Origin of the sequence: Paenibacillus sp. USHLN196 (assembly GCF_037144955.1) — a bacterium.
Classification (GTDB): Bacteria; Bacillota; Bacilli; order Paenibacillales; family Paenibacillaceae; genus Paenibacillus; species Paenibacillus xylanexedens_C.
Genome location: NZ_JBBCYH010000005.1, coordinates 35,485 through 59,762, shown reverse-complemented (window position 1 = coordinate 59,762; position 24,278 = coordinate 35,485). Strand labels below are relative to the sequence as shown.

The window sequence follows — 24,278 nt, the reverse complement described above, 5'->3', positions numbered from 1 at the left end:
AAGAGGATGGAGACAGTAAGATGAAGAACGATATCGTGTATGCGCTAATGAGTCTAATGGATGGAGTAACAATATTTATGTTTGCATTTGGCTGTTTCAAGATCAGCTTTAAAGATTACTGGAAAGAGATTCTAGTAACTAATCTAATAATCTCAATAGGAACTTTCTTTCTTAAAGGGTATGAGACAATTTTAGGATTTGTTCCAGTGTTATGTTTTGCCTTATTAGTATTATCATTAACTTTCTATTTTAGAATAAAATTGTGGGAGAGCTTCAAGTTGGCATGTTATGGTTTTGTGGCACAAATAGTGGCTCAGTTCTCAGTTGTTGCACTGTTTATGCTTAGTTCAGGATTAAACTTTACAGAAGCATCAAGTGAGTTTGGCTCTTTAGTACAGCTCTTGGCAAATGGATTTTTAATAGTTCTTACACTTATTCTAAGACATAAAAGAATCTGGTTCAGTACTATGTCCTACGATTATAGTTTCAAAATTAAGTTAAACAAAATTAACATTTTTAGCACACTTATTGCCATCGTAATTATGGCGCTGCTGTACAATGTGAAAACAGTTGAAAATATATATCTGACTATCTTGTTCTGGGGAGTGTGCTTAATAAATTTAATGTACATAGATATTAAAAAAGAAAAGAGTGGAATGTATGATTGATAGTTTCGCCACACGAATATCGACTAAGCTGGTTGAAAGATTTCCAGATGAGTTACCGCCAATAGGTATAACAAGATATGGCATCAAATTCTTAATATCTAACATTGCACCCGTAGTACTATTATTGATTATCGGCTTAATACTAAATATCGTTAGCGAAGTAATAATATGCTTAATCGCCTTCTCATCCTTAAGGATGGTTTCTGGTGGGTATCACGCTAAAAAACCTGAAGTATGCCTTGTTATTTCAACCATTTTAATCGCTCTTATTGCGAAGTTTGGATATCTTTTAAGTGACTACACGATGCTTATGAATTTATTAAGTTTAGGGTTGGTGGCAATCTTCGCACCGTCGAATATCGAGAACCAAACTAAGATTCTCAAGGAGCATTTTAAATACTTAAAGTGGATATCTATAGGCATGATAATAGTGAGCTTTTTGTTAAATAACTATCTAATTTGTGCGGCTCTATTAGTTCAGTCCCTCCTGCTCATTCGCTTGAAGGGAGGTGAAAAGAATGATTAAAACAAAAATGATTAGAATGGGTGTAACTGCCCTAGGATTTTTATTTATGACAGTAGCAACAGTAGGTGCCAATGTCGCAAGCTGGACTGTGATTCATAATGAACCAGTACCAGAAGAAATGAAGTAACAAATTAAGCTCCCTGTTCTTCTTGTAGGGATGGGGAGCTGATTTTAAATGAGGTGAATGCATTGTTTAGAGATAGAATTATGGTGCAGAGGAGAGACGGTAAAAACATAAGTGATGAGGCAGAATGGATCAATGCTGATGACGTCAAGCACTTTACAAGAGAAATGTTCGCTAAACAGCAATACCGAATTGTGATTCACACAGAAGATGGACAGTTTGTGCATTGTTTTAGTAATGACGCGTTTTTAAGACTAATGAGCAAGAGACATGGAATGATAATGACTGATGCAGGAGTAGTGGGAAACCTAACTAAAATGAAAAGTGTAGATTATGAGAACGGCAAAGTGTACTTCGATTTGGAAGAGGAAGAGTACATAACTATCTCAAGACCAAGAACTAATTTAGTAAGAGAGTACATTAAAAAGCTGTTTGGAAAATAAGCAGCTATACATAGATTAAAATATTTTCTTTTTAGTTAAAAGAATACTCCCTCAAGTGCTGTATCATTCATTGAATTTGTTGTATAATAAATACGAACACAAGTTCTATATTTATCATATTCGACAAAGTGCGACATCTATTTGGGATAATATCCATATTTATGCACATGTCAAGCACTTTTAGTAGACTACTAACAGTCATTGTCAAGTGTATAATGATGGATTATGATTGGTACATAAGATAAACTGTCATCTAGAAAATACATTTTTATCACGAGAGGGTTTGAGTATATGCAGCAAATAATTGATCTACTAGGTGTTGACAAGAAGGCTGGAGATTTCTTAAACATGGTTGCGTTTCTTTTCCAAGGTAACCTAGATTTTTTTATTGATAAATGCAAAGATAAATCTTCTGGGTTCATGCATTCTTTTTTGTATGACTACAGAAAAGATATGATTAAAAGAACTCGTTTTGCTTCTTTCGAAGAGTTTAATGATACATATAATACCGATGACAAAACTGCTTTAGAGCGTTTATTCCAAGAGCCCATTTCAAAATGGCAGATGGATAGATTTAATTGCAATGATACAATGACTATTTATAATCTTCATTTGAACAATCCAGAAATTAGATTTGACCGATTTTCAATGCAGTTTATGTAGCCGGGATTTCCCGGTTAACATTAAAGGACAAAAATAATACTTGACGATATTAGATATTAAACTTATACTAAGTAAGTAAGGTGAACAAGTTAATCAAATAATAGTTTCATCAAGAATTTGGACTTGTAAAGTGAAGCATAAGAGAGTATAAGTGAGCATAACGAAGATGAAAATAACACGCTCAGCGTGATTATATAAATACATCATTCAGGAGGCGTGACTATGAGAAATAGAGCATCACCAGTAAAGAATGAGATGGGTTATGAATGACCTTAGAACCTACATATGGATACTTTCAACTTAGAGGTCAAGTAGTTGGCATGATGAGCGATAAGGCTTATACAGAAGGTGATAACGGTACTTGGAATAGAATCCAATTTGGTGTCAAAGTTAGCAGCAACTCTATAGTCTATGTTGAGCTGATGGGCTCTAAGCAAGACAGAATTAAGATGTATAAGAAAATTGGGAAGAGAGTGGACAAGGATGATTCAATTACAGTTCCTTGGTCTGACAGATATAGTGAGAGATATAGCTCCTTTAGGAATTCATTCAATGTACGATTAAACATTAATGAGAATAGAGATACCTCATTGCTGCCATACGATTCAATTAAAAGTATCCACGAGAACCTGAGCGATGGAATAATTGTTCTAGTCAAAGGATCTCTTCAGATAGATGAGTATAAAGATAAGATACAAGAGAAGTTTGTAATTAAAGAACTATATGATTGCGAATCTTCAGAAGAGATACAAGGTAATGAGGAAGCTTATTTTAATCAAGAGATTGTATACTTGAGCGCGAATAACGAGAAGATCCAAACCAAATTGATTTATCGGAAACATGGGGATATTGAGATTGTTCCTTATGAATTCAGCGCTAAAAATGATGAGTTGATTAACTATTTCAAAGCGAATATCCAACCCAATTCAACTCTTAGAGTTCATGGAGTTATTAAGCATTACGTCCCTACGGAGACTGTTGATGGCTATGAAGTCATTACAGGATCAGCAATAAAGGAATTAGTTATAACAGGTGGAAGCACGAACTCTATAGTCCAAAGCAGATACTCAAACGAAGAACTTGAAGATGATAGAATTATAGGAAGTCCATTTGAAGAAGAGAAGCATGACGAGAAAGTTAATGAATGGGGCTTTTGAAAGGATGTGAGAGCATAGATATTTTATCCATGCGCAGCCCACCAAACTAATCATACTCACGGTGGAATGATTATATTAAACAATAAAATAATACATATTAGGAGAGATTAATTTAATGACAAACGAAAAACAACAACTTCAAGAAGGAATTAACAGCATTCACATCGAGGGCATCGTAAAAGAGATTCGTATTGAGGAAACTGTGATTAATGGAAAAGATGCTATTACCGGAGAGATCGATATTCAAGAGACAGCAGAATCTACACATACCGTCAACGTATTCTCCTTTAAGATGACAAAGGAAAATAAGGTGAGTGGACTATATAAAGCAATCTGCACAATTAGGGATGAATATAAAACAATTGAAAAAGATGGAATCGAAAATGCCGATAAAGTTCGTATTGAGACAACCAAAAATTTCGATAATGGTAAGGTTGCGAAAAATGAGTATGTAGGACAAGACGGAGAATGGAAGTCTTACCCACAATTGAATGCCAAGTTTGTTAACCGTGTCACTCCAAGCGACGTGTTTGAGCCCCAAGCGAAGTTCACCCTTGAAATTGTTATTGCAGCACTTAAAGATGAAACACGCAATGGTGAAGAGACTGGAAGATTGATTCTTAAGGGATATATTGTGAACTATCAAGAACAAAAAGATGACTATAAGAAAATTGTTCCTTTTGATTTTATCGTAGATAATCCAACTTCAGTAAATTATGTACAAAATACATATGAAAAAGGGCAGACAGTCAAAGTTTTCGGTAACATTGTTAATCAAACCATCATCACCAAAAAATTGATTGAAGTTGGATTTGGAGAACCACAGGAACAAATTGACCGGAAAGATGTTCGTGAATACGTGATTGTCGGAGGAACTCCACCCTATGATGATGAAGATAAGAATACTTTTGATACTAGCCTTATTCGAGAAGCACTAAAAAAACGCGATGCAGCAATTGAAGCCAAGAAGGAAGAGAAGAAGAAAAAGGGAAATAATTCATCACAATCTTCTAATGGTTTTGGCAACACTTTTGATGACAAAGATCCTTTTGGTCAAGAAAGTACTAAAGCAAAACCTAAAAATGACGATCCATTCTCTGATGATGGCAAACCGATTGATATCTCCGATGATGATCTTCCGTTTTAATTGATACATAAATAAATAATGGCGGTTTGAAAATCAAGCCGCCTCAATACCAACATAAAAATAATAAAATAATAGGGAGAGATTTTATACATATGTCAACACTCGATATCTTTAATCCACCAGTTTCCAAAGTAGCAAAAGGTCTTGAAGGAAAAATCATTACTATCTATGGTAGCAACAACTTGGGTAAAACAAAGCAAGCGACACGACTTAAAAAGCCCTATTACCTTGGATTCGAAAAAGGGTTGAATGCAATTGCTGGTGTCCCATTTGCCGCAATTAACAACTGGAGCGATTTTAAGAAGGTAAATAAACAACTCACACATAAATCTACTGTTGCTAAAGCAAGAGAGTATTATCAAACTATTATTTTCGATGAGGTAGAAGCATCTGCTCGATATTGCTCTAAGTTCATTTGTGATAAGTATGAGGCAGATACAATTGCATCTGGTCGAGATGGTTTTGGTCTATGGAAAGAGTACGAAACGGCATATTGGGAAGAAATTGATAAACTTATTGGAGCAGGATTTACAGTAGTATTTATTGCTCACCAAACCGAAGACAAAGAGGGTAAGATTTGGCCTAAAGGTGATAAGCGCGCTTTGTCTCCAGTGATTGATAATAGCGATATCGTGGTGTATGTCCGCTCCAACGGTACGGATGAAAAGAATCAGGTTATTAAGTCATCAGCATTCATGGCAGAAACAGACAAGTTCTTTGCACGTAGCCGTTTTGACTATATTCAGACTGGGCTTCAGGAGTTTACAGCAGAAGCACTGGAAGAGGCTATTGTTAGAGCGATTGAGAAACAAGAAGAAATTGAGGGTATTACTGCTGTTACATATGATGAGCAAAAAGAAACTTTGACTGGTGAAGAGTTGGAGTTCGATAAACTTAAAGCAAAAATCATCGAGTATGGTAAGAAGCTTCATGCAAATGACAAAGGTTCGATTGTTAATGAAATCATTGAAAACAATCTTGGTAAGGACAAAAAAGTTACTGACTTTGTGAAGTCTCAAGTAGAAGTCATGGCAGTTGTATTGGATGAACTTAAAGATGAAGTAGATAAGCTTGAGGGTTAATACATAAAGTTCACGAAAGACAGATATCATATAAATATAGAAAGGGATAATTAAGAAATTAGAAACGATTATAGAATTGAAGATAACCTTGTCTATATGAAACTTAAGAATAAGAAAGGTGTCCACCTAGAAACGCTATTTAATGTCGATAAGTTGAGTGAAATTGAAAAACTCAACTTATCATGGCATTTGAAATGGGACAATAAAACCAAGTCTTATTATGTCAAAGCAACTGAAACGGTTAGAGACGAACTAGGCAATAGAAAACAAAAGACAGTTCATTTACATAGACTTCTTATGGATGTCAAAGACCCATTGATGTATGTCGATCATATTAACCATGACACTCTAGACAATAGGATTACAAATATGAGAGTAGTTAATAAGAAACAAAATATGTGTAATCGTCCACAAGCAAATAGGAATAGTAAATCTGGCATTAGAAATGTGTATTGGTGTAAAAGAACAAGAAAATGGACTGTACAAATTCAAATTGAAGGAATCAATACTATTGTTGGTAAGTTTGATGACTTAAAGGTAGCAGACGAATTTGCTAAAAAGATGAGAGCAAAACATTACGGAGAGTTTGCAGGAAATTAGAATCAATAATACATATGGTCTCACTTGAAATAGTGGGGCTTTACTATAATCAAATATCAGGAAGGTGATACGTTGGAAGTACTCCTATCTCTATTGTTGGCACTGTCCATTGGTCAGGCAGGATTAGAAAGTGCCAATCAAGCACGAGAAGCGAAAAACACGACTAAGATTGAGAGTGTTAAAGTTGAAAAGTCGGTTGAGTCTAAGAAAGTTGTTCAAAAGGAAATTAAGCAAGTAAAGGCAACTGCAAGCAAGAAGAGTAACGAAGAGTATGATTGGATGTATTTTACACTCACCGCCTATACTAATCACGAAAATAGTACGGGTAAAAGCAAAGGACATCCCGATTATGGGAAGACAGCAAGTGGAGCAATGACTAAAGAAGGAGTAACAATTGCTGCTGACTGGAAGGTGTTGCCTAAAGGTACAAAGGTGTACATCGAAGGCGTTGGTGAACGTATCGTACAAGATGTAGGTGGAGCAATTAAAAAGAATAAGATAGATGTCTACTTTGAGAGTGAAAAAGATGCTTTCGATTTCGGTAAAAGGAAACACGTAAGAGTTCGAATTATAGATTAGTAGAGGATGAATACATATGAAGTCACAAGAGCAAAGAATTGAAGATGTTTGTAGTGAAGTAGAAGCATTGCTTAAAAAAAAGAATCATGATTACGGGAATTCCTTCAGTATTCAGTTTGAGAAGTATGGGGTGATGAGCGCAATGATTCGCATGGATGATAAAATGCGAAGACTTGAGAATCTAATGAAGGGTAATCTTGCACAGGTTGACGAATCAATCGAAGATACTCTTATTGACTTGGTAGGTTACGGGGCTCTTGCTTTAGTTGAGTTGAGAAAACAGAAAGAATTTTAAGAATGAATAGACTCAAAACAGTTAAATACATAAGTGAAACCTCTGTAGATGAGATGATCAAACAGATCGTCTCTAAGCAGAGTGATATAGATAAGGTTATTGAAGCAGTAAAAGCAAGTAGGACTGAATATGGACTTAAAGTGCAGGAGTTAATTAAACGACTTGAGTTACTGTAAAAGCTGTATTTCATCGGAATTATAAATTCATATAACAAGGAGAGATCGAATGAGTAATTTTAAAGAGTTTATCCAAAAAGTTAAAAATAGATTTAGTACACCAGTTAAACCATTGGCAGCGGACGTGTTTGAGGAAGAAAAGATCATCAAGATTAGTAAAGATAGCATCGAGCTGGGAAACTTTAAAATTCACTCGAATGGCGATGTTCACATTACTTCTGATAAGGGAATCAATTTGACAGTAGGTAATCCAAGTTCGATCGTAGAAGCTGAGATGATTGAAGCGCCATTTAGCCCAAAATGGATCAAGAAAGAGTTTGTAAAATATCCTGATTTGAATAGACGCATGAAGAAAACAAAAAGTAGCCGAATTAAAAAGAAGATTCAGAAACGGATTGATACATATGGAAAAAATACAATCACACGCAATTAAGGATATATGGCGAATCAGAGATGGTTTACTTTTAGAAGTTCATAAGTTCAATTCACTTGGTTCTTGTTGGATCAGATCAAAGAAAAGTGTTAAGCAAATTAGAGGTTGTAAAGGTCTAACAGAACTTAAGGAAGATTATTGCGATAGCTACACTAAAAAGACTTTTCCAAAAGGTACATTGATATACAATACCGTTCCAGTTGAACCAGAGATGGACAAGGACAACTTCAAGTTTGAGATTAAATCAAGCGGTGGTTCAATTTTTGGAAAGAATGCTGAAGAAATGAAAAAGATATTAAACGACATTGAGAAAGCAATTAATACATATGAGTAGGTAGTCTTTCAGATGGTGTAATACGATTAATTGAGTAGCTTCAAAGTTATGTCATAAGGTTTCCCCCAGATATTATCCGGCATCTGGAGGAGATAAAAGGTTATGAAGAATACTATCTTAACTTATTGATCTGGCGTTCCAACTGTCTTTCAATATCTCTTGTAATTTCTCGCTCAGCTTTTCTCAGTTGACTTTTGATTTGTGACTTTGAACCTGACAAGTTAATTTTAATCTTTTTAGCCATTTAGATGACCCCTCTCGAATTTAGTTTTATTTACGTCCTGCACGAGATTGTGCAAGCACAGATCCTGCCAAAGATTTAGCAGTTTTGCTAGATGAGCCGCTTCGAAGAACCGAGGAAGCTTTAGTGGACATCTTCGCAGATGACACCTTACGTGTGCTAGTCTTAGCCATTGATTTCACCTCCTCTTAATGTGGGGAATATTGGAACCATCTCAGATTACTACACAACATATAGTTGTGTCAAACATTTGTTCTTACTATATGTTGTGTGTATGTAGAATTCTGTAACTTTAATTTGCTCATGTTTAAAGTTCAAATAATTCGAAATTACTAAATGGAATAAAAGAGTCAATTAGATTATGGTACATTAGTCCCGTATTTTTATGAAAATCATAGGTGCCACATTGGATTATAGATTTGATAATGTCTTCGTAGACTCAATTTGTTTTAAAATTGATATTTCTCATAGAAAGGAGGGGCAACTACGTTTAAGAAATTTAAAGAGTATCTATGGAAAAAAGAATATCTTAAAAGTGTCGTTGAGATCTACTTGCTTTTATACATATCTATTGCACTGTCGTTCGCAGCACTAATAGTTGCAATAATCAAATGAACAAAATTGTAGTTCGAGAATATTACTATAGCTGTTCAGATGGTTGTTGTGGTAAATGGGGGACAGAGTTAATTGTTAATGAAAAGTTGGTTGGCACATATACAGATGTTGACAGAGACGTTGTAAGGAATTTATTAGTGGCATTAGATGTGGAGTTTGAACTTGAATACATATATGACCATCAGGATTAAGGTTTTATTTTCCAAGAAAGGAGAGTTCAAATGAACTTTGAAGAAATAAAACCTAAGCCCTACGATCCAAAATTCACCTTAACCCTGTCTCTTGTGGATGCAGTTGATCTGTGGCGTATAGTTTGTTTGGCTGAAGACCAAGGTGTTCAGGCCGCTAGTAAGTTCGTTGATGCATTAACTGAATTTGCATCAAACTCAAACCATTATACTGAATATCTAAACGGAAGAGATATCTAATATATTTTGATATTCGAAAGGAAGTTGAATTTGAAGCTTGGTGATTTAATAGAAAATTTAAAAAAATTCGAGCATACATACGGTAGTGACGTCGAAGTCAAACTAGGGCATGAGAGATCTGGTGAGTTAGATGTCGAAAGAATAGGCGGCATTTGTGGATTAGGTAATAAGAATAAGAGAGATTTATTAATATACGATATTTATTCTGATTTAGGATAAAATCGATCATTTACTGAGAAAAGGGGTGTATGAATGAAAGAAGAGTTAAAATTTCTAAAAGAGCTGCAAACAGAATTAAATACTCAAGAGAATGACTGTCAAGCAGCACCGCGTTTCTGGACGATCATGGATTACAAAAAATCACCCGGAAACGAAGATTATGATAGCGGTGAGTTACAGTATTTTTTCAACGATGGTGACCATGTAGTATTTGAAGACTTTAACCATTTAAAGGAGTTCATTGAGGAGCACTATGAGGAAGACATAGATGATGAGTTAAGATGGCATTTAAACAATGAAGATTTTGAGTTTCTCTGGCAATACATAACAAACAATTTAAACGATGATGGATATTTTGATTCGGTATTTGTAAAAGAGGAAGAGTTTATTGCTCCCAATACAATGTTTTTGACTAAGGCCGAAGCGAAACGACATCTTGAGTTAAATCACTATCACTACACTAGTAAGGCACATACATATGCAATGACAGCGTGGAGAGCTCCAAAGGTAGAAAAACTATTGAAGATATTGAGCGAGTTAGACTTTGATTCATTGATTAAGGGAGGATAAACCTTTGAAAATTAAAGCAAAAGTTAAGATTAAAACAGGGTACAACCTTGACTGTGAAATTGATGCAATCAAATTTAAGGTTACATTTAAAGAACCTAATAAATTCAGAAGAGTAAAACTACAAGACTGCATAATTGCACACAAATGGCGACAAAAAGAAACGAAAACAGAGTTTATGGAGAGATGCAATGTGTTTCTTTCAGATCAGAACGAGATGGTGCGTGTAGTAAAAGAGATGGTAAATGAATACTTCGAGAAGAAGGAAATCATATCTAATAGTGGCGTACTGGAGGACGGTGTGAGAGCATCGATCAAAGCATTTAATAAAAAGGATTTCGAAATTGAAGTCGAAATCTAAACGAAATCAGCATTTTAAAGAGAGGTGAGGTTATTGGACAATAACAAGATTTTAACTAATATTAGAAAGATTTTAAAAGAAGAAGGGGTAAAAGCCACAGTAACAGCACACAACCTTGCTCGTGGAGGAATATATATTGAAATCCAATTAAACGACAAAAAGGATGACGGGTTAAATTTTAAAGTTAAATCAAGACTAAAAGAAGCTTTACCAAATTTCCATTTTCAAGGTGCAATTTAAGTTTAGACTAATATGGATAATAGGAAGGGAGAATCTAAGTGTTTAATGTAGATATTGGTTTAAAAAATGGAAGTATCCTACGTAATTGCTCAATTTTCGAAGAAGTAGTAGAAGATATTAGAGTAAAAATGGTTCATATCACAGACAAAGAGAAGATTGAGCAACAGTTTTCAAAAATGCCTTGGGGTAATGAACACCGATTTGTATATTTTCAGAATGAGGACATGAATGGAAAAGTAAATGTGATGAGCGTAGACTGGTGCCTAGAAAGGATGAAAACAAGTGAGCTGCATTAAATGCACTGAGAAAGGTGTTACTTTTACTTGCTATCACGAAGGCTATGATTCCTATTATTGCGGAATATGTGGTGAGTGGCTTGAACCTGAATGTAATGAACCTGATTGCGAACATTGCTTAGGAAGGCCACAGAAAGTGAATTTGGAATAGTGAGGGGAACTATGAGAAAAATATTGACTGGATTTTCGATATTAGTATTAATCTTGATTACTACAGGCTGTGGGACAACTAAAACTGTTGGGAATCTGGAGTATATGGAACAGATTATGACTAGCAGAGGTGATATTTTACAGTTTAAAGATAGCGAAGGATATATAATAAATTACTTTGTAGATAGCAGGGATTCATTTAGTTTAACAAAAGGTACTAAATACGATGTTGAAGTAACTGTGGAAAATCCTTTAAATCGCAGAGATTTTGTCGTTAAAGTAAAAGAAAGAGAAAACAAAATAAAATGAAACTTTGATCAAGAAAGGTGGGTTAGATATTGAATGACAAATGTAATAAGTGTGGAGAAGAAATATACGAGTCAGGATCTGTAAGCAGATGTTTGAGATGTGGAAAAGCAACAGCCAAGGAAATACACGGAGAAGATTATTTTAAGGCTAAAAATAATATAATTTCGAAGGAGAAACAAAGTGAATTGGTTTAAAGATATTCCTGTTTTGAAGTGGGACGATCTAGACGGTAAAACTCTGCTTATACGAGTAGAAGAGTCTGAAGGTGCAAAGATTATAGCTGGCTATGATCCAGTGGACGGAAAAATGTATGTACTAGCAGAAAAACTTAGTTTTAATAGGAGTTGATTAGAATCAGAGACTTCACCAAGGAAGAATCTAATAACTATACCAAAGCCTTAGAAAGTCTGTTTACTCCTACGGGGAGAGTGTTAGATTTCGACATAGGGCTAGTGAATGTTAGTAAAATGGTGTGTATGTTAAAAAATCTCGTTGTAGCTGCAAATGAGTTAGATTCTGAACTCTGCACCATTTTGAGCAGAGGCGTTGATGAAGGTGCAAGTATGACAGGCAATAGATATGAAGAATTGATGGATTATATCATTGAAGCTGAAGACTATTTGAAAGAACAGGGAGTTGATGTTGAATGAGTTTTACGGCAATTGAGCGAGAGACTGTTTGTGTCTGTAACGATGAGACGAATGAGTGGGAAGTTTATAGTTGTTCTCCCAAAGTAATCACAAAGATTAAGAAAGCTGGTTTGGAATTGTTACGGGTAGATGAGCATGGAGGACATTACTTCAAAGGTGATTATGGACAGGTGTCATTCCGGGCTAAGAGTACTGGTCGAGTATGGACTGAGGAGCAAAAGCAAGCTGCCGCTGAACGTCTCAAAGAAGCTAGATCTAAGAAAGGAGAATAAATGAAAAAGGAGACAATAGAGCGAACAGAGACTCAAAGGGACAAGATTATTGCAGCTTTGAAACGAGCTGGAGGTTCAGGAGTAACCAACGTAGAACTAAACAAAATTGCTTTACGATACAATGCACGTATTCAAGAATTATATGTACGTGGATATAAAATACATAGTGAAGAATTAGATGGTGGAGTTACAAAATACATATTGATTTCAGAACCAACAGAACCATTTAAGAGACCAGACAAAGCAGTAGACATTTTAATTGAAGATATAGAGTGTAAATATAATGGAAACATTAGCGCGCGCGAATTGAACGAGTATTTGGAAACACAAGGTTTCACAGTTAGACGGAAGATTGGATCGTATTGTTAAACAATAAAATAATACTTGGAGTGATTGAATGAGTTATGTGAGTAGTATTGATAATAAAACATTCTCAAGCAAAGAAGAAGCAATCAAATACTTTGAAGAGAATTACTTGTTTGAGGAGAAAAATGAAAACATTATGACCGATATTATTGAAGCTGTTAAGAGTGCAATCTCTGAAGGTCATGGTATAGAAGTAAAACTAGATAATGAAAATTATTATGTTATTACTGTAAAAAATGATCTGTACACTATAAATGGTCATCTAGTGTTTAAGGATGATAGCGATCAGAGCGGTTATTGGGGGAGCGAATATAACTCTATAGAAGATATTTCAAATTATTTTAAGTATACGACAAAAACAGTGGAAGAAATCCTAAAACGTGTCCATGAAGATTATGACTTTAAAGAGTTCAAATTTGAAAGATACCATGATGATTATGGGAATGGGAACTACTTCGATTTCAGCTATATTACCCAAGAAGAAGAAAACTTTCAGGCTACATATGATGGCTATGATCTTGATAGCTTCATCGAACAATTCAAACAGCATTTTGTTGACTTTGTTGAAGGGAGCACTTGTCGAATCAATGAAGACGGATACTTTATTGATTATGAAATAGACAATATTCCGATCAATGGATTACTTAGAAGAGCTAATGCATTAAACAAGAAAGTTCGATTAGAGATTGTGGATTAAATTCACTATGAAAAGAGAATATCATTTAGAAATGGAGATGAGTTATTGAACGTAATTAAGCGTTTGTTGTTGAAGAGTAATTTCTTCAGAAAGACAATACATAAGAGTGGCGAAGAAATACATAAACAAAAACTGAGCGACATTAGTAAGCACTTGAAAGAAGTCAAAAACGATCTCATTAAGTTACTGCCAACTCAGATGTGGCAACGGTTTGAGAGTGAAGCATATATTTCAGGCGGCTGTATCTATAGTCTATATCACGACAAGCAGCCAAAGGATTATGACTTCTTCTTGGTAAATGAATCGCTCGTAGATGAGCTCAGAGAATACTTTATTAGTCATGCTGGATACCATGGCAGTGATATGAGTGGTGGCACATATCAGGACTTACCATTGATTATCACTAACAATGCAATCTCTATTGGTAAGTACCAGATTATTACTCAATGGGTCGGTGAGCCACAAGAGGTCATTGAGCAGTTCGATTTCAGGCACAATCAATTCTACTGGAAGAGTAAGAGAGTATACACGTTGAGTGACTGGTCGTACTTAAAGGGTAATGCCTTGGTTTACAACGAGCAAAGAGCACGAGACATTGTAGGGACGATTGTGAGAGTGCCGAGATTCATTCAGCGTGGGATGACAATTACTCAGAAAGAAATGAGTAAAGTATTATTGAGGCTAAACAGTGTTGGATTCACTGAAAAGGAAATTGAGATTTTAGAGAATAACAAACTGGATCGATTTGGGTCATAAAAAAAGAGCGGAGAGTATCCGCTCAGACATATCATTTGAAAAATAAGGTTATTGCTTGGTAACTGTTTGATTTAAATTTACCAGTACCACTTTCTAGGAATATGAAATGATTGCTACTTTTGTGTTCGGGAGTAATTGAGATGTTGGCAAAAACATCAGGTGGAACAGTGATTACGAGAATTTGAAAGTTGTTAATTGTTACGAATACTGGTGACAATAAAACCATCTCCTCTATTAATTAATGTGATGAAGTACCTTATACAATTATTATCTGCTATAGAGGGGAAAATTATGCCAAAGTACGAAAAAATATATTCATAGATTCAATGATATCGTGATTTCATTTAGAGAGGAGAAAGTGTTTGATGGCTGTGTTTTGTGATAGTGAATGTGAAATGGTTGGAGCGATTTGTGATTTCTGTATCCATTACCAAGATGATTACACAAATGGAAAGTTTCAAGGCGAAGGCATATGTAAGGTAAAGAACATTCAAACTGAAGCACATTTTTCGTGCGACGATGATTTTCATTGCTTTCAAGCCAAGTCACAATAAAGGAGAGTAAAGAATATGAGAAAAGCAATTATCAGAGGATACATTATTTGTGATGAAGAAGAGTTGCAGCATAAAGACAATATCATTGGACAGATTGATCATGAACTATTTAATGTAGAAGGTGCTATCGAATGGGAGTTTGATTATGAATTAAACGAAGAAATTGAATACGCTCAAGAAGATTAATTCTTGATCAAATCGCAATTTTATTTAGAAGTGTGGAGTGAGATATGAAAATAAATGTGCTAGTTTTACCTCATATTGAAAATGCTCTTGGTGTGAAATTAACTATACTTCAAAAAGATTACTTACTAGCAGATGGCAATATCACTTGGATTGGGGGAAGGGGAAATGGGAGAACGTTTGTCCACTGTATAAGGCTTGCACTGTCTAAGGGAGAACCATTGGATATAGAGTATCCTGAAAAATTTTCAGATTATGGGGATGGCACCACAAGATATGCAAGAGGCTTTTATAAATCAATGTTTGTGGATATATGGACTAAATTAAATGATTACGGGTTTTCAGTAAGACAAATCAAAACGAAATGAAATAGAAAATTCATTAAGAAAGGAATTTGTTTATGATTTATTCAGTTACTGAAGATGATAAGAATATCCCAAAACTAAGAGATGTCAATGGGAAGTTGTTGGAGATGGGCGATAAATTCAGAATGTATTCTTCCGTGGAAGATTGCTATGGTCGGCCTGTTTTACTGGCATATGTTGATGATCATTATGTCACAGACATATTGAATTACAACAATAATTATGGAATCCACTTTTATCTTGAAAGTGCTCGTTTGGATGGATGGGATACTTTTGAAATTACAGAATAATAATTAATTCTATCTAAAAGAGGACTTTCACAGAAAAAGGAGGACACAAATAAATGAGCAAATTTACCGAAATGGAGACATTGAGAAAAGAAATTGAGGCAAAGACTCGTAAACTTCAAGAAATGGAACAAGAAAACTTTGATGTAAATGGGATATGGGAGTTTACGACCGAATTAGATTGTGAAGGCCGCAGATCAAGGCATTTGGGAAGGTACGAGGGGAATTTATATGATGGAATTAAACTGCATGGAAGTCAATGCTACTACTCTCTTCGATGTAAAAGAGTTGGCTTCTTGAGCAGTATAAATAGTAAACCAAGAAAGAAGTCGGTATGCTTTAGCATTGAAGATAATTCTATCAAACTGTTTGATAAACAGGATCAACTGGAGAAACTCAAGCTAAGTGTTCCAGATGGACACAATCTTAAAGAAAGCAATCAGTTTGGTTGTATTACCTTAGAATGGGAGAAATAAATATATGAATTGTAACAATAAGCATTGTTTATGGAATGCCTTTGACCAGTGTTGTGCAGAAAGTGAAGAATTGTATGTGGCAGCTATTCCAAATACTTTAGATTGTCCATCAGCTATGCGGATCGATCATCAACTTGCAATGTATCAGATTGTTGATGAAGTTGACGAGATGATGCTGGGACGCAATTTTAAAGAATTGATTGAGATACATAAGTTTGTGAAAGATCAGAGGAAGTAAGTATGGGACAAAACTGGTTGGAAGATTACATGAAAATGAAAAGTGGTATCACTCCATTAGGAATTGTTTTGTATCCAGTCATTGCTTTAGTTGTAGCATGTCTAATAGTAAGCATGTACACATCCAGAACAGTCTATTGGGCTCGGGGCAGATTTAAAAAGAAATGATGATGAAATGTAAACTTCATCAGGATTTTAGAGAGGAGGTTATAAAGATTGAACATAATTAAAGCTAAAGAAATGAACAATAAGCCAATTGAAGAGCAACTCCAATTCTATAAGCAATATTTCGAAGAGAGCAGTTGTGCTATGTATGGGTGGGAGTTGGGTAATGATTGGGTTATGTATAAAGATTTACTTTATCGCACCGAAGCATTCGAAAAAATTATAGAAGAAGAGAAATCAGAATTAAATGCACGTATTGAGAGTTTAAATAACCAGATTAAAGCAGCAACCTCAGAATTGGATAAATTAGAAGGCGAGATTTGATGGGAAACTCACTCAGTAAGGAGAGATGTAAATTGTACCTAGATTATGATGATGAAAACGAACAGAGCTTTGAGAGTAGATTCATGGCATTAGTCAACTTAGAGGTTGAAAAGAGAGTGAAAGAAAATTTTGACGAATTGGCTTCACTAAGAGAAATGAACAAACTATACCAGCAAAAAATCATTGAATTGAGACAATCAAATAAGAAGCTTGAACAGATTGAAATGTTTGAGACTCTTCAGTCTAAAATCAATAAAGAAAATATCTCTGAATTGATAAAACATTTAAACCTTGAATCCATCTCGATTAGTTTTGATGGAATGCACGAAAATGAAATTCCACAGTGGTTTAAGCTAATTGTGAAGTACTATCCCGATAAAGATAAAATTTTTACATTGTTTGACCTTTTTGATATTGAATATCCACAATGGGCAAAAAGCTACAAGCTCCCTTTTGACTACAGTGAAGATGAGTTAAATATGATTTTCAGTAAACTTTATAAGATGTATGTGTGTAATGGTTGCATCTATGATCATAATATGGGTTTTCACTATACTTACATTAGTCGTTACAAAGGAAACTTACAAAGGTTATTTGAAGAGGAGTCGTGTGTTGAAATACCATGGAATCTGCTTTTGCTAAACCCACTTTTAATTCAAGACGAATATTTCAAACTGATCGTTGAGTCTATAGCTAAAAAAGAGAGTCATTCAGAATACTTCTTTAAAATTCAAGATTACCAACAGATCAGTGACAAGCAAGCAAAAGAACTATTCAATTATCTACCAAAGAAGAAGTTATTTGAGGTGCATAGGGCATTTGTTAAAAATAATGCTTCACTTATCAGTACGAATTCTGATTTAGCGGAAGAATTTAAAGATCAGATGACCGACAATCAGTATGGGGATTTCTATTACCTGAATTTTCCTTTTGAGTATCAAAAAGAATTCATCCTGAAAAGCAACTTTAGAACCGATTCAAAAATAGAAATGATCAATAAACTAAACATTAACAAAGAAGATAAGATGAAGCTAGTAGTTGAGTTGACTAGCAAGTTGATCTAGGTATTTAAGAAAAGACCATGAAACATAGATTTGATAAAGAATAATACATATAGAGGAGAATTATATATGAGTAAACTTTATGAACTTGGTGAAAAGTACAGACGCTTCAATGATTTTGTAGACATAGCTTGGGACGATGAAGATCTGACTGAGGATGATTTGCAAATGTATATTGAAACACTTGAAGCAATTGAGGATGAAGTTAGCGTAAAGGTTGAGAACATTGTTAAGTTTATGAAGAATATTGAGGGCGATATTGAGGCTTTCAAGAATGAAGAAAAACGACTTGAGAAGAAACGCAAATATCTACAGAACAAATTTGATGGGCTGAAGAATTACATGCAGACCACACTTGAGGTTAGCAATATCGATAAGGTCAACGCTGGTACTTTTAAGGTTAAACTACAGACTAACCCGCCTTCAATCAATATTATTGATCCCAAGAAGGTTCCTGATAAATACAAGACAGCTCAAGATCCCAAAATCGACAGTAAAGCTTTACTCAAGGATGTTAAGAATGGTTTAGAAGTTGAAGGTGCAGTTCTTGTAACAGATAAAAAACACATTAGAATCAGTTAAAACACAAAGATAATACTATACATATCAATAAAACGGTGATATAATAACTTTAACGAGTTGTTACATCACCGTTTTTCTTATGAGAGGATGTGATACATAGAGTGCAACAAGGGAACAGAATAGAGAGAATGTTGGAATTAGCAGAGGAACTGAGCATTAGTGTGGCAGCAAGAAATAGATCGCCTAAGTTGCATTCAATTATTGATGCCACAAGAAAGAAAGTTGAAGTTATAGACGTTATTATAGTTCTATTTCCTGAGTTAAGAGATAAGCGTTAAGGAATTACATAAAAGATCTGTTTCATCAAAATTAGAATGGGAGGACACAAGGTGAAAGATGAGATTGAGTTATCTAATGAGGAGATTATTCAACTGGCAAAGTCACATGGAGCTACCGTAGAAGAGAAATCAGACAAGCCCGGATTTTACATAGTTATTGGAAATGGAAAGCGAGAAATTAGTTTAGAGGACATTTTAGGCATCTAGGTATCTTACCTACTCTTAATAAGATACACAGAGATCATGAATTCGAGGAGGATTTGTACAAGTTGAAAGAATTTCTTGAAAGAATGAAAAAGACACTATTATTTTTGGGACTCATATTAGCATTATGGGGATTAGGTTTGTTATTGATGAATGGGATATGGTGGCTACAAGATAACTGGACTATGCCAGATCGATTAAGAATGGTTATTATGTGGATTCTTCTATTAGCCCTTATTGGATTAGCAGCTTACGCTCTTTGGAATCTATTGAAAATTTTATATGTAGGATTTCACTGGTTGTTCATTGAGCCATTCAAAAAAAGTTACAGAAAGGAGGGTTGAAATGAAGGAATACGTAATACATCTATCATCATCGGCTTATGTTGATTACAGCAACGAATATGGCTACTGGTCAGGAAAGTGTTATGTTGTTCAATTCAATTACTATCCTTTATGTGACAGAGATATTTCCGAAAATACAAAAAGATACAAAAGTAAAATTAGGGCTGAAAAAATGGCTGATAAATTACTCGTAAAGTGTGCTACAGTACGCAGTTGGACTGTTGTAGAAATAGACGTAGAAAGCAAGTAAAAGGTCTATTTCAATTAGAAAGTGAGGAATTAATTTGTACTATGTAGGAATGAGATCTATTGACACTTTGGATGTTGTTGAAATTCTTGTTTACAACGATGAAATTAAAGAAATACTAGAGTATTTTTATGGTGAATATTATTCTCTTGTCTTTGTGATTGAGGGACAAGATGTTTATATCAAAGACCTATACAGAGAGCCTATCGGAAGCCTGTTAAGTCAATGGACAGAAGAGGTTGACCGGAGAGCTGATGATAAGAAAGAATACGAGCATTTTTTAATCCGTCTTGGTGATCTGATTAAGTAATATCACTTATATGAATAAATTGGGGGAGTTAATGTGAAAGTTAAATTGTTTACACACACAGACCTTGACGGAGTGGGTTGTGCCATTCTTGCAAATTTAGCATTTGATGAGGTAGATGTAGAATATTGCAACTACAACGAAATCGATCAAAAAGTCAAAGAGTTCACAGAGCTAATGAAATTTAAGCAATACGACAAGGTATTCATTACAGATATTTCGGTTTCTAAGGAAGTGGCTGACTTGATAGAGTATTCAGTCACTGAAAAGAAAGAATATTTGAATCGTTATCAACTTATTGATCATCACGCTACAGCAAAATGGCTGAATGAATACAAATGGGCTTATGTTGATGACATTGAATTGAGTATTACTCCCGGCGAAAAAGAAATGAAGTCTTCTGGAACAAGTCTATTTTATAATTACCTGTGGGAGAATGAGAATATAAATCTACCATTTGCTCTTAATTTTATTGAAAAAGTTAGACGATATGATACATGGGATTGGCATACAATACATAACGACAATGAAGCTAAGAGGCTAAACGATTTGTTCTATTTAATTGGAAGAGATAGATTTGTTCAGAGATTTACGCAAGACATGTCTATACATTTTACAGAAGGCGAAAAGATGTTGTTGGAAATTGAACAGACTAAAATTAATAAATATTTGGAAAACAAATCAAAACAGATGTTTAAGCAGTACTTTGGCGATCATTTAGTTGGTGTTATTTTCGCAGAGCAATATCAGAGTCAAATGGGGAATTATTTAGCCCTAAACAACAAAGATTTGGATTATATTATCATGATTGATGTAGGTAATGAAACTATAAGTTACAGAGGTATTCATGATTCAATTGATTTGGGATTGATTGCGAAGAATTTTGGAGGAGGAGGGCATCCTAAAGCAGCTGGCAGCCAAACTCAATCGAATGTGAAAGAGTCAATATGGAGAACTTTTGTAGCTCTAAACAAATAAGATGAAAAGGGGTTAAAAAATGAAATACAAATATGCTTTGTTTGCATATTCTGGTGAGAGTGAGTGCGGAGGAATGAATGACTTACAATTGAAGTTCAACAGTAAATATGAAGTGAAAGAGTGGTATGAAGCTCCTGATTTCGATGTTTATCAATTAGTATTCCTTGAAGATATGGAATCCGTAGAACTGAAGACGACTTGGTTAGGATCTATAAAGCGGTATGAGCAATGGAAAGAAGAAGAAAAGCAAAGATTTATGGATTGGATTGAAGAACTGATTATGGAGGATATAGTGTGAATAAAACAATTAGAGCTAGCGGGTACATATCGAAAGATGTAGAAGGAATTTTGCTAAATCATGATGTTCTCGGACAGTATATAGCCAGCGAATTTGCTCTAGATGAATTTCCTGAGAAGTCTGATAATCGCATTTGTGGCGAAGGGAACGATGGAATATGGAAGTTTTACACTCATCCTTCAGCTTTCGTTCAAATTCACTTAAGTAATAATGAAATTTCCTATAATGAAGCAATTGATTATCAAATCTTGAGTTCTATTGGTGAGTTGGATATTCAAGTGGATTGGGTGGGCTATTCAGAGCTAACTATTTCTTATTTCAGCACAGAACACTTGACAGTTGGGGGACATAATATAGAGGAGATTTTGTCTTCATATCTTGGGAAGTATGCAATTGTTAATATTGAACTAAAAGACGAGGAATAAGTGTCAGTAAAATGCGTGTTTCACTAACAATAGGAAGGAGATATTATGTTTACAAATAACAGTATTACTGATTTTAATGGTGATTTCGTACGAGGGAAAATAAGTAAACAGCGCGCTGACGAAAGCTTATATAATCTACCCTACCTATTTAATGAATTGCGGTTTAGCCAAAGTCATTGGTCATCAGAAACTTTGAGAAGTCTCTCCAAGGAATTGTTGTTAGTAGCCAATGAGTTAGACATACAAAATAAACCAAAACAGACTTCAGCCACGGTTTTCTTAGATGATGAAGTTTGGAGATTTTCAACTGAGAATAGGGAGCAAATACTTTGCCGTTTCAGTGAGTATACGTCATTTAATAAAGTTATCGGTTTGCTAGAAAAAGACGGATGGATATATCGATGGACTCATGCAAATGGAGAAGAACACTATTTTTATAAGGAGAAACTTAATGAAAGTAAATACTGACAGCATCTGTCTAAAGTGTAAATATTTTTGGCATGAATGCGGAGACTCATCTCAACAAGAAGAATATGGCTGTTTTGAGACATGTAGCAATCCAGACAATAACATTCAGTATACTTTCGAAGATAACTATGAGATTAATGAGTGCAAAGGATTCACAATAAATAAATACATATAATTAGGAGAATGAAACTATGAACAAAGAACAGGAAGAGCTGCTAATGAAAGAGAAAGAAGATTACAACTATCAATGTTTTGATGGAATGATGAACTCCCTATTTGATCTAGCCAATGAGTTACACGATAGATTAGAAGAGGACGAAGAATTGACCCATGCAGAGGCAACGTTCTTGCGAAGCTTTGATTTATATATTGACTCAAGCTGCGAACTAGATGATGTAGAGGAGGAAGATCGATGATTGAAAAATTGACTAATGGTAATTGGATTTACATTGAAGATAGAGATGTCAAAAAGGATGATATCATCAGATATATTACTAATCGAAGTGTTATGTATAAAGTCGAACAGGATGCATACTTAAGTGGATTCAGTGTTTATAATTTCTCGTTGAGTGAAGTCAAGAGTATTTAAAATACATATTTTAAGGAGATGTGCTGTGGGAGCAGGTTACATTAATGAACAAGGACAGTTCATACTTGGACAGAAAAAATATAAGCTTGAATATAGAACAGCCGTTGAAGGTGAATACATTATCACGACTCCAAAGATAATCAATTTAAGGTCAACTACTAGGGAGCGTAATAAATTCCCTTATCACGAACCCGTTTATGTTAAGCAGTCACTTAGAAACTTTGTAATGACTGATTACTTACACTTGGATCATGGAGAATACTATGTGATTAGTAAAATAACTAGAAAGAAAGTTTATACAGGGGAAGATGTGATTGTAAGACGTTTACTTGGAATACCTATCTATCGCGAAGTGATCATGCATTATAAGTATCTCGATTAAATTGATAAAATGAACATTTCGAAGGGAAAGGAGGTGAGGATATGGATAGAAATCTTATGCTTAGATTTATTAATTTAGGAACAGGAGCAACAGCACTTTGGGGAATTGCTCTTATCATTGGATATGTGTTTGCGTCAGATCAAGAAATGATTGTCCGAACATCAATTTTCACACTTATTAATGCAATATTGTTTTATATGACTAGACGAGACATTAAAGAGACGAAATAAAACAAAAAAGGATTGAATGAATATTATAGAAATTGTACATAACTATTTGAACATTGCGGGTGGTATGGCGGGATCAATGGCTCTGCTGTACCTCCCGATTCGTCTAATTAGTTTCATGAATAAAGTAAGATTCTCACATAAAGCATACTATTATGTTGTATTGAGCACATTTATTTTGGTTTCGGTACTGCAACGCTTCGATATTATATAGGAAGGAGGTTAAGTAAATATGGTCGACTTCGCATATCTCAACTCTCCTGAAGGAAAAGAAGAGATGAACAGAAGACGTGAAGAGCGAAGAGAACAGGAAGAGATTGAGTTTAAGACAGTTTCATTTACAGGGCATCGTCCCAATAAGCTGGGAAATTGCTACAGCCTCACAGATAGCCAATCCAAATACATAAAGAGTAAGCTTGAACCAGTGCTAATCCAACTGATTGAGAACGAAGGAATTGAAAATTTTGTCTCTGGTGGTGCAATTGGATTTGACCAAATAGCATTCTGGACTGTTCAGGGATTGAAGAAAACAGATTATCCAAATATCTGCAACATAGTAGCTGTCCCATTCAAAAATCAAGCAATTAAATGGACTGATCGTGAAACTCAACACTGGTACAAAAAGATGATTGAGGTAGCTGACGGAATTGTCTATGTGGATGAGCTGCCAGAGTATAAAGTTGAAGGTGTGCCTATTGGTGACTATCATGTTGCAAAGATGCAGAAACGCAATGAATACATGGTAGATAAAAGTAGAATCATTATTTCAACATGGGATGGCACAAAGGGTGGTACGGGTAATTGCTGTAGGTATGTAAGAAAAGTAGGCAAGACGCTTTATAATTTAAAGCCACAGTATGATTTTGATCTAGATGTAACGTACGGCTTCAACGGGTAAAGGAG

48 protein-coding genes are annotated in these 24,278 nt (G+C 34.8%); 46 read left to right on the top strand and 2 right to left on the bottom strand.

All coding sequences use genetic code 11. From position 1 onward, the window contains the following. Window positions 1-20: 20 nt before the first annotated feature. The 13 genes from WFI24_RS13435 (at window position 21) to WFI24_RS13375 (ending at window position 8,227) form a co-directional block, all read left to right on the top strand. Window positions 21-668 (top strand): hypothetical protein, encoded by a 648-nt coding sequence (locus WFI24_RS13435; protein ID WP_336761474.1) that lies wholly within the window; start codon window positions 21-23, stop codon window positions 666-668. Continuing rightward, the gene (locus tag WFI24_RS13430; RefSeq protein WP_336761472.1) at window positions 661-1,194 is read left to right on the top strand and encodes an accessory gene regulator B family protein; all 534 of its coding nucleotides are present in this window, start codon (window positions 661-663) and stop codon (window positions 1,192-1,194) included. Before WFI24_RS13435 ends, WFI24_RS13430 begins: the two co-directional genes overlap by 8 nt. Then, window positions 1,187-1,321 (top strand): cyclic lactone autoinducer peptide, encoded by a 135-nt coding sequence (locus WFI24_RS13425; protein WP_336761470.1) that lies wholly within the window; start codon window positions 1,187-1,189, stop codon window positions 1,319-1,321. The genes WFI24_RS13430 and WFI24_RS13425 overlap by 8 nt, the downstream gene beginning before the upstream one ends. Before the next feature lie 62 nt (window positions 1,322-1,383). After that, the gene (locus tag WFI24_RS13420; RefSeq protein ID WP_336761468.1) at window positions 1,384-1,761 is read left to right on the top strand and encodes a hypothetical protein; all 378 of its coding nucleotides are present in this window, start codon (window positions 1,384-1,386) and stop codon (window positions 1,759-1,761) included. A gap of 291 nt (window positions 1,762-2,052) precedes the next feature. Continuing rightward, complete coding sequence (locus WFI24_RS13415; RefSeq protein WP_336761466.1) at window positions 2,053-2,424, top strand: hypothetical protein; 372 nt, start codon at window positions 2,053-2,055, stop codon at window positions 2,422-2,424. Window positions 2,425-2,690: 266 nt separating this feature from the next. Further along, window positions 2,691-3,581, top strand: a complete 891-nt coding sequence (locus WFI24_RS13410) for a hypothetical protein (RefSeq protein ID WP_336761465.1) — start codon at window positions 2,691-2,693, stop codon at window positions 3,579-3,581. Window positions 3,582-3,696: 115 nt separating this feature from the next. Continuing rightward, window positions 3,697-4,728, top strand: a complete 1,032-nt coding sequence (locus WFI24_RS13405) for a hypothetical protein (protein WP_336761463.1) — start codon at window positions 3,697-3,699, stop codon at window positions 4,726-4,728. Window positions 4,729-4,820: 92 nt separating this feature from the next. Then, on the top strand, window positions 4,821-5,810 hold the full coding sequence (locus WFI24_RS13400; RefSeq protein WP_336761461.1) for an ATP-binding protein: 990 nt from the start codon (window positions 4,821-4,823) through the stop codon (window positions 5,808-5,810). 96 nt (window positions 5,811-5,906) lie between these two features. After that, entirely contained in the window at window positions 5,907-6,410 is a 504-nt protein-coding gene (locus tag WFI24_RS13395; protein ID WP_336761459.1) for an HNH endonuclease, read from the top strand. 72 nt (window positions 6,411-6,482) lie between these two features. Beyond that, window positions 6,483-6,989, top strand: a complete 507-nt coding sequence (locus WFI24_RS13390) for a 3D domain-containing protein (RefSeq protein WP_336761457.1) — start codon at window positions 6,483-6,485, stop codon at window positions 6,987-6,989. Window positions 6,990-7,005: 16 nt separating this feature from the next. Then, window positions 7,006-7,284: a nucleotide modification associated domain-containing protein gene (locus tag WFI24_RS13385; RefSeq protein ID WP_336761455.1), complete on the top strand. Its 279-nt coding sequence runs from the start codon at window positions 7,006-7,008 to the stop codon at window positions 7,282-7,284. Window positions 7,285-7,509: 225 nt separating this feature from the next. Beyond that, a complete protein-coding gene (locus WFI24_RS13380; protein WP_336761453.1) occupies window positions 7,510-7,893 on the top strand; it encodes a hypothetical protein in 384 nt (127 codons plus the stop codon). Then, window positions 7,865-8,227, top strand: a complete 363-nt coding sequence (locus WFI24_RS13375) for a hypothetical protein (RefSeq protein WP_336761451.1) — start codon at window positions 7,865-7,867, stop codon at window positions 8,225-8,227. Before WFI24_RS13380 ends, WFI24_RS13375 begins: the two co-directional genes overlap by 29 nt. A 112-nt stretch (window positions 8,228-8,339) precedes the next feature. Here WFI24_RS13375 and WFI24_RS13370 read toward each other — a convergent pair whose 3' ends face one another. Together WFI24_RS13370 and WFI24_RS13365 are read right to left on the bottom strand one after the other, a co-directional pair. After that, complete coding sequence (locus tag WFI24_RS13370; protein WP_260984592.1) at window positions 8,340-8,471, bottom strand: hypothetical protein; 132 nt, start codon at window positions 8,469-8,471, stop codon at window positions 8,340-8,342. A gap of 26 nt (window positions 8,472-8,497) precedes the next feature. Then, window positions 8,498-8,641 carry a hypothetical protein gene (locus tag WFI24_RS13365; RefSeq protein WP_336761448.1) on the bottom strand — a complete coding sequence of 48 codons (144 nt, stop codon included), beginning with the start codon at window positions 8,639-8,641 and terminating at the stop codon, window positions 8,498-8,500. Between the two features lie 663 nt (window positions 8,642-9,304). Between WFI24_RS13365 and WFI24_RS13360 the strand changes: the two genes are divergently transcribed. From WFI24_RS13360 to WFI24_RS13200, 33 genes are all read left to right on the top strand, one after another. Beyond that, window positions 9,305-9,511 carry a hypothetical protein gene (locus WFI24_RS13360; RefSeq protein WP_336761447.1) on the top strand — a complete coding sequence of 69 codons (207 nt, stop codon included), beginning with the start codon at window positions 9,305-9,307 and terminating at the stop codon, window positions 9,509-9,511. A 30-nt stretch (window positions 9,512-9,541) separates the two neighbouring features. Further along, window positions 9,542-9,730 (top strand): hypothetical protein, encoded by a 189-nt coding sequence (locus tag WFI24_RS13355; protein ID WP_336761445.1) that lies wholly within the window; start codon window positions 9,542-9,544, stop codon window positions 9,728-9,730. 33 nt (window positions 9,731-9,763) lie between these two features. Next, window positions 9,764-10,300, top strand: coding sequence for a hypothetical protein (locus WFI24_RS13350; RefSeq protein ID WP_336761443.1), 537 nt, complete (start codon window positions 9,764-9,766; stop codon window positions 10,298-10,300). A gap of 4 nt (window positions 10,301-10,304) precedes the next feature. Beyond that, window positions 10,305-10,658 carry a hypothetical protein gene (locus WFI24_RS13345; RefSeq protein ID WP_336761441.1) on the top strand — a complete coding sequence of 118 codons (354 nt, stop codon included), beginning with the start codon at window positions 10,305-10,307 and terminating at the stop codon, window positions 10,656-10,658. Between the two features lie 33 nt (window positions 10,659-10,691). Next, complete coding sequence (locus tag WFI24_RS13340; protein ID WP_336761439.1) at window positions 10,692-10,898, top strand: hypothetical protein; 207 nt, start codon at window positions 10,692-10,694, stop codon at window positions 10,896-10,898. Between the two features lie 38 nt (window positions 10,899-10,936). Next, window positions 10,937-11,194: a hypothetical protein gene (locus WFI24_RS13335; RefSeq protein WP_336761437.1), complete on the top strand. Its 258-nt coding sequence runs from the start codon at window positions 10,937-10,939 to the stop codon at window positions 11,192-11,194. A gap of 162 nt (window positions 11,195-11,356) precedes the next feature. After that, a complete protein-coding gene (locus tag WFI24_RS13330) occupies window positions 11,357-11,653 on the top strand; it encodes a hypothetical protein (protein WP_336761435.1) in 297 nt (98 codons plus the stop codon). Between the two features lie 180 nt (window positions 11,654-11,833). Next, complete coding sequence (locus WFI24_RS13325; protein WP_336761433.1) at window positions 11,834-12,001, top strand: hypothetical protein; 168 nt, start codon at window positions 11,834-11,836, stop codon at window positions 11,999-12,001. 80 nt (window positions 12,002-12,081) lie between these two features. Next, a complete protein-coding gene (locus WFI24_RS13320; RefSeq protein WP_336761431.1) occupies window positions 12,082-12,303 on the top strand; it encodes a hypothetical protein in 222 nt (73 codons plus the stop codon). Beyond that, window positions 12,300-12,575 carry a hypothetical protein gene (locus WFI24_RS13315; RefSeq protein WP_336761430.1) on the top strand — a complete coding sequence of 92 codons (276 nt, stop codon included), beginning with the start codon at window positions 12,300-12,302 and terminating at the stop codon, window positions 12,573-12,575. Before WFI24_RS13320 ends, WFI24_RS13315 begins: the two co-directional genes overlap by 4 nt. Next, complete coding sequence (locus WFI24_RS13310) at window positions 12,576-12,944, top strand: hypothetical protein (RefSeq protein ID WP_336761428.1); 369 nt, start codon at window positions 12,576-12,578, stop codon at window positions 12,942-12,944. Window positions 12,945-12,972: 28 nt separating this feature from the next. Beyond that, window positions 12,973-13,638, top strand: coding sequence for a hypothetical protein (locus tag WFI24_RS13305; protein WP_336761426.1), 666 nt, complete (start codon window positions 12,973-12,975; stop codon window positions 13,636-13,638). A gap of 45 nt (window positions 13,639-13,683) precedes the next feature. Further along, the gene (locus WFI24_RS13300; protein WP_336761424.1) at window positions 13,684-14,394 is read left to right on the top strand and encodes a hypothetical protein; all 711 of its coding nucleotides are present in this window, start codon (window positions 13,684-13,686) and stop codon (window positions 14,392-14,394) included. 569 nt (window positions 14,395-14,963) lie between these two features. Beyond that, complete coding sequence (locus WFI24_RS13295; protein ID WP_336761422.1) at window positions 14,964-15,134, top strand: hypothetical protein; 171 nt, start codon at window positions 14,964-14,966, stop codon at window positions 15,132-15,134. A gap of 44 nt (window positions 15,135-15,178) precedes the next feature. Further along, window positions 15,179-15,499, top strand: coding sequence for a hypothetical protein (locus tag WFI24_RS13290; protein WP_336761420.1), 321 nt, complete (start codon window positions 15,179-15,181; stop codon window positions 15,497-15,499). A gap of 32 nt (window positions 15,500-15,531) precedes the next feature. Then, entirely contained in the window at window positions 15,532-15,786 is a 255-nt protein-coding gene (locus WFI24_RS13285) for a hypothetical protein (RefSeq protein WP_336761419.1), read from the top strand. 53 nt (window positions 15,787-15,839) lie between these two features. Further along, the gene (locus WFI24_RS13280) at window positions 15,840-16,259 is read left to right on the top strand and encodes a hypothetical protein (protein ID WP_336761417.1); all 420 of its coding nucleotides are present in this window, start codon (window positions 15,840-15,842) and stop codon (window positions 16,257-16,259) included. 4 nt (window positions 16,260-16,263) lie between these two features. Continuing rightward, entirely contained in the window at window positions 16,264-16,497 is a 234-nt protein-coding gene (locus tag WFI24_RS13275) for a hypothetical protein (protein WP_336761416.1), read from the top strand. A gap of 215 nt (window positions 16,498-16,712) precedes the next feature. Beyond that, window positions 16,713-16,985, top strand: a complete 273-nt coding sequence (locus WFI24_RS13270) for a hypothetical protein (protein ID WP_336761414.1) — start codon at window positions 16,713-16,715, stop codon at window positions 16,983-16,985. Between the two features lie 32 nt (window positions 16,986-17,017). After that, a complete protein-coding gene (locus WFI24_RS13265) occupies window positions 17,018-18,049 on the top strand; it encodes a hypothetical protein (protein ID WP_336761412.1) in 1,032 nt (343 codons plus the stop codon). 66 nt (window positions 18,050-18,115) lie between these two features. Beyond that, window positions 18,116-18,628 (top strand): siphovirus Gp157 family protein, encoded by a 513-nt coding sequence (locus WFI24_RS13260; protein ID WP_336761410.1) that lies wholly within the window; start codon window positions 18,116-18,118, stop codon window positions 18,626-18,628. A gap of 329 nt (window positions 18,629-18,957) precedes the next feature. After that, a complete protein-coding gene (locus WFI24_RS13255) occupies window positions 18,958-19,113 on the top strand; it encodes a hypothetical protein (protein WP_336761408.1) in 156 nt (51 codons plus the stop codon). A 62-nt stretch (window positions 19,114-19,175) separates the two neighbouring features. Further along, window positions 19,176-19,454: a hypothetical protein gene (locus WFI24_RS13250; protein WP_336761406.1), complete on the top strand. Its 279-nt coding sequence runs from the start codon at window positions 19,176-19,178 to the stop codon at window positions 19,452-19,454. A gap of 1 nt (window position 19,455) precedes the next feature. Beyond that, window positions 19,456-19,704: a hypothetical protein gene (locus tag WFI24_RS13245; protein WP_336761404.1), complete on the top strand. Its 249-nt coding sequence runs from the start codon at window positions 19,456-19,458 to the stop codon at window positions 19,702-19,704. Between the two features lie 34 nt (window positions 19,705-19,738). Then, the gene (locus WFI24_RS13240; RefSeq protein ID WP_336761403.1) at window positions 19,739-20,011 is read left to right on the top strand and encodes a hypothetical protein; all 273 of its coding nucleotides are present in this window, start codon (window positions 19,739-19,741) and stop codon (window positions 20,009-20,011) included. A gap of 33 nt (window positions 20,012-20,044) precedes the next feature. After that, window positions 20,045-20,986: a DHH family phosphoesterase gene (locus tag WFI24_RS13235; RefSeq protein ID WP_336761402.1), complete on the top strand. Its 942-nt coding sequence runs from the start codon at window positions 20,045-20,047 to the stop codon at window positions 20,984-20,986. Between the two features lie 19 nt (window positions 20,987-21,005). After that, the gene (locus WFI24_RS13230) at window positions 21,006-21,284 is read left to right on the top strand and encodes a hypothetical protein (RefSeq protein WP_336761400.1); all 279 of its coding nucleotides are present in this window, start codon (window positions 21,006-21,008) and stop codon (window positions 21,282-21,284) included. Further along, on the top strand, window positions 21,281-21,709 hold the full coding sequence (locus WFI24_RS13225; protein WP_336761399.1) for a hypothetical protein: 429 nt from the start codon (window positions 21,281-21,283) through the stop codon (window positions 21,707-21,709). The genes WFI24_RS13230 and WFI24_RS13225 overlap by 4 nt, the downstream gene beginning before the upstream one ends. Before the next feature lie 45 nt (window positions 21,710-21,754). Further along, the gene (locus tag WFI24_RS13220) at window positions 21,755-22,177 is read left to right on the top strand and encodes a hypothetical protein (protein WP_336761397.1); all 423 of its coding nucleotides are present in this window, start codon (window positions 21,755-21,757) and stop codon (window positions 22,175-22,177) included. A 191-nt stretch (window positions 22,178-22,368) separates the two neighbouring features. Next, complete coding sequence (locus tag WFI24_RS13215) at window positions 22,369-22,593, top strand: hypothetical protein (protein WP_336761395.1); 225 nt, start codon at window positions 22,369-22,371, stop codon at window positions 22,591-22,593. 198 nt (window positions 22,594-22,791) lie between these two features. After that, window positions 22,792-23,148 carry a hypothetical protein gene (locus WFI24_RS13210; protein WP_063562949.1) on the top strand — a complete coding sequence of 119 codons (357 nt, stop codon included), beginning with the start codon at window positions 22,792-22,794 and terminating at the stop codon, window positions 23,146-23,148. A gap of 41 nt (window positions 23,149-23,189) precedes the next feature. Further along, window positions 23,190-23,378: a hypothetical protein gene (locus WFI24_RS13205; protein ID WP_336761391.1), complete on the top strand. Its 189-nt coding sequence runs from the start codon at window positions 23,190-23,192 to the stop codon at window positions 23,376-23,378. 229 nt (window positions 23,379-23,607) lie between these two features. After that, window positions 23,608-24,273, top strand: coding sequence for an SLOG family protein (locus tag WFI24_RS13200; RefSeq protein WP_336761389.1), 666 nt, complete (start codon window positions 23,608-23,610; stop codon window positions 24,271-24,273). The last annotated feature ends 5 nt before the right edge of the window (window positions 24,274-24,278 follow it).

Coding starts and splice junctions, on each gene's coding strand:
- WFI24_RS13260 (WP_336761410.1), top strand. CDS start 18,116: ATGAGTAAACTTTATGAACTTGGTGAAAAGTACAGACGCTTCAATGAT.
- WFI24_RS13305 (WP_336761426.1), top strand. CDS start 12,973: ATGAGTTATGTGAGTAGTATTGATAATAAAACATTCTCAAGCAAAGAA.
- WFI24_RS13230 (WP_336761400.1), top strand. CDS start 21,006: ATGAAATACAAATATGCTTTGTTTGCATATTCTGGTGAGAGTGAGTGC.
- WFI24_RS13395 (WP_336761459.1), top strand. CDS start 5,907: ATGAAACTTAAGAATAAGAAAGGTGTCCACCTAGAAACGCTATTTAAT.
- WFI24_RS13370 (WP_260984592.1), bottom strand. CDS start 8,471: ATGGCTAAAAAGATTAAAATTAACTTGTCAGGTTCAAAGTCACAAATC.
- WFI24_RS13220 (WP_336761397.1), top strand. CDS start 21,755: ATGTTTACAAATAACAGTATTACTGATTTTAATGGTGATTTCGTACGA.
- WFI24_RS13205 (WP_336761391.1), top strand. CDS start 23,190: ATGGATAGAAATCTTATGCTTAGATTTATTAATTTAGGAACAGGAGCA.
- WFI24_RS13275 (WP_336761416.1), top strand. CDS start 16,264: ATGAATTGTAACAATAAGCATTGTTTATGGAATGCCTTTGACCAGTGT.
- WFI24_RS13200 (WP_336761389.1), top strand. CDS start 23,608: ATGGTCGACTTCGCATATCTCAACTCTCCTGAAGGAAAAGAAGAGATG.
- WFI24_RS13375 (WP_336761451.1), top strand. CDS start 7,865: ATGGAAAAAATACAATCACACGCAATTAAGGATATATGGCGAATCAGA.
- WFI24_RS13380 (WP_336761453.1), top strand. CDS start 7,510: ATGAGTAATTTTAAAGAGTTTATCCAAAAAGTTAAAAATAGATTTAGT.
- WFI24_RS13365 (WP_336761448.1), bottom strand. CDS start 8,641: ATGGCTAAGACTAGCACACGTAAGGTGTCATCTGCGAAGATGTCCACT.
- WFI24_RS13295 (WP_336761422.1), top strand. CDS start 14,964: ATGAGAAAAGCAATTATCAGAGGATACATTATTTGTGATGAAGAAGAG.
- WFI24_RS13290 (WP_336761420.1), top strand. CDS start 15,179: ATGAAAATAAATGTGCTAGTTTTACCTCATATTGAAAATGCTCTTGGT.
- WFI24_RS13405 (WP_336761463.1), top strand. CDS start 3,697: ATGACAAACGAAAAACAACAACTTCAAGAAGGAATTAACAGCATTCAC.
- WFI24_RS13310 (WP_336761428.1), top strand. CDS start 12,576: ATGAAAAAGGAGACAATAGAGCGAACAGAGACTCAAAGGGACAAGATT.
- WFI24_RS13360 (WP_336761447.1), top strand. CDS start 9,305: ATGAACTTTGAAGAAATAAAACCTAAGCCCTACGATCCAAAATTCACC.
- WFI24_RS13400 (WP_336761461.1), top strand. CDS start 4,821: ATGTCAACACTCGATATCTTTAATCCACCAGTTTCCAAAGTAGCAAAA.
- WFI24_RS13430 (WP_336761472.1), top strand. CDS start 661: ATGATTGATAGTTTCGCCACACGAATATCGACTAAGCTGGTTGAAAGA.
- WFI24_RS13435 (WP_336761474.1), top strand. CDS start 21: ATGAAGAACGATATCGTGTATGCGCTAATGAGTCTAATGGATGGAGTA.
- WFI24_RS13410 (WP_336761465.1), top strand. CDS start 2,691: ATGACCTTAGAACCTACATATGGATACTTTCAACTTAGAGGTCAAGTA.
- WFI24_RS13280 (WP_336761417.1), top strand. CDS start 15,840: ATGAGCAAATTTACCGAAATGGAGACATTGAGAAAAGAAATTGAGGCA.
- WFI24_RS13350 (WP_336761443.1), top strand. CDS start 9,764: ATGAAAGAAGAGTTAAAATTTCTAAAAGAGCTGCAAACAGAATTAAAT.
- WFI24_RS13315 (WP_336761430.1), top strand. CDS start 12,300: ATGAGTTTTACGGCAATTGAGCGAGAGACTGTTTGTGTCTGTAACGAT.
- WFI24_RS13330 (WP_336761435.1), top strand. CDS start 11,357: ATGAGAAAAATATTGACTGGATTTTCGATATTAGTATTAATCTTGATT.
- WFI24_RS13215 (WP_336761395.1), top strand. CDS start 22,369: ATGAACAAAGAACAGGAAGAGCTGCTAATGAAAGAGAAAGAAGATTAC.
- WFI24_RS13415 (WP_336761466.1), top strand. CDS start 2,053: ATGCAGCAAATAATTGATCTACTAGGTGTTGACAAGAAGGCTGGAGAT.
- WFI24_RS13385 (WP_336761455.1), top strand. CDS start 7,006: ATGAAGTCACAAGAGCAAAGAATTGAAGATGTTTGTAGTGAAGTAGAA.
- WFI24_RS13245 (WP_336761404.1), top strand. CDS start 19,456: ATGAAGGAATACGTAATACATCTATCATCATCGGCTTATGTTGATTAC.
- WFI24_RS13425 (WP_336761470.1), top strand. CDS start 1,187: ATGATTAAAACAAAAATGATTAGAATGGGTGTAACTGCCCTAGGATTT.
- WFI24_RS13285 (WP_336761419.1), top strand. CDS start 15,532: ATGATTTATTCAGTTACTGAAGATGATAAGAATATCCCAAAACTAAGA.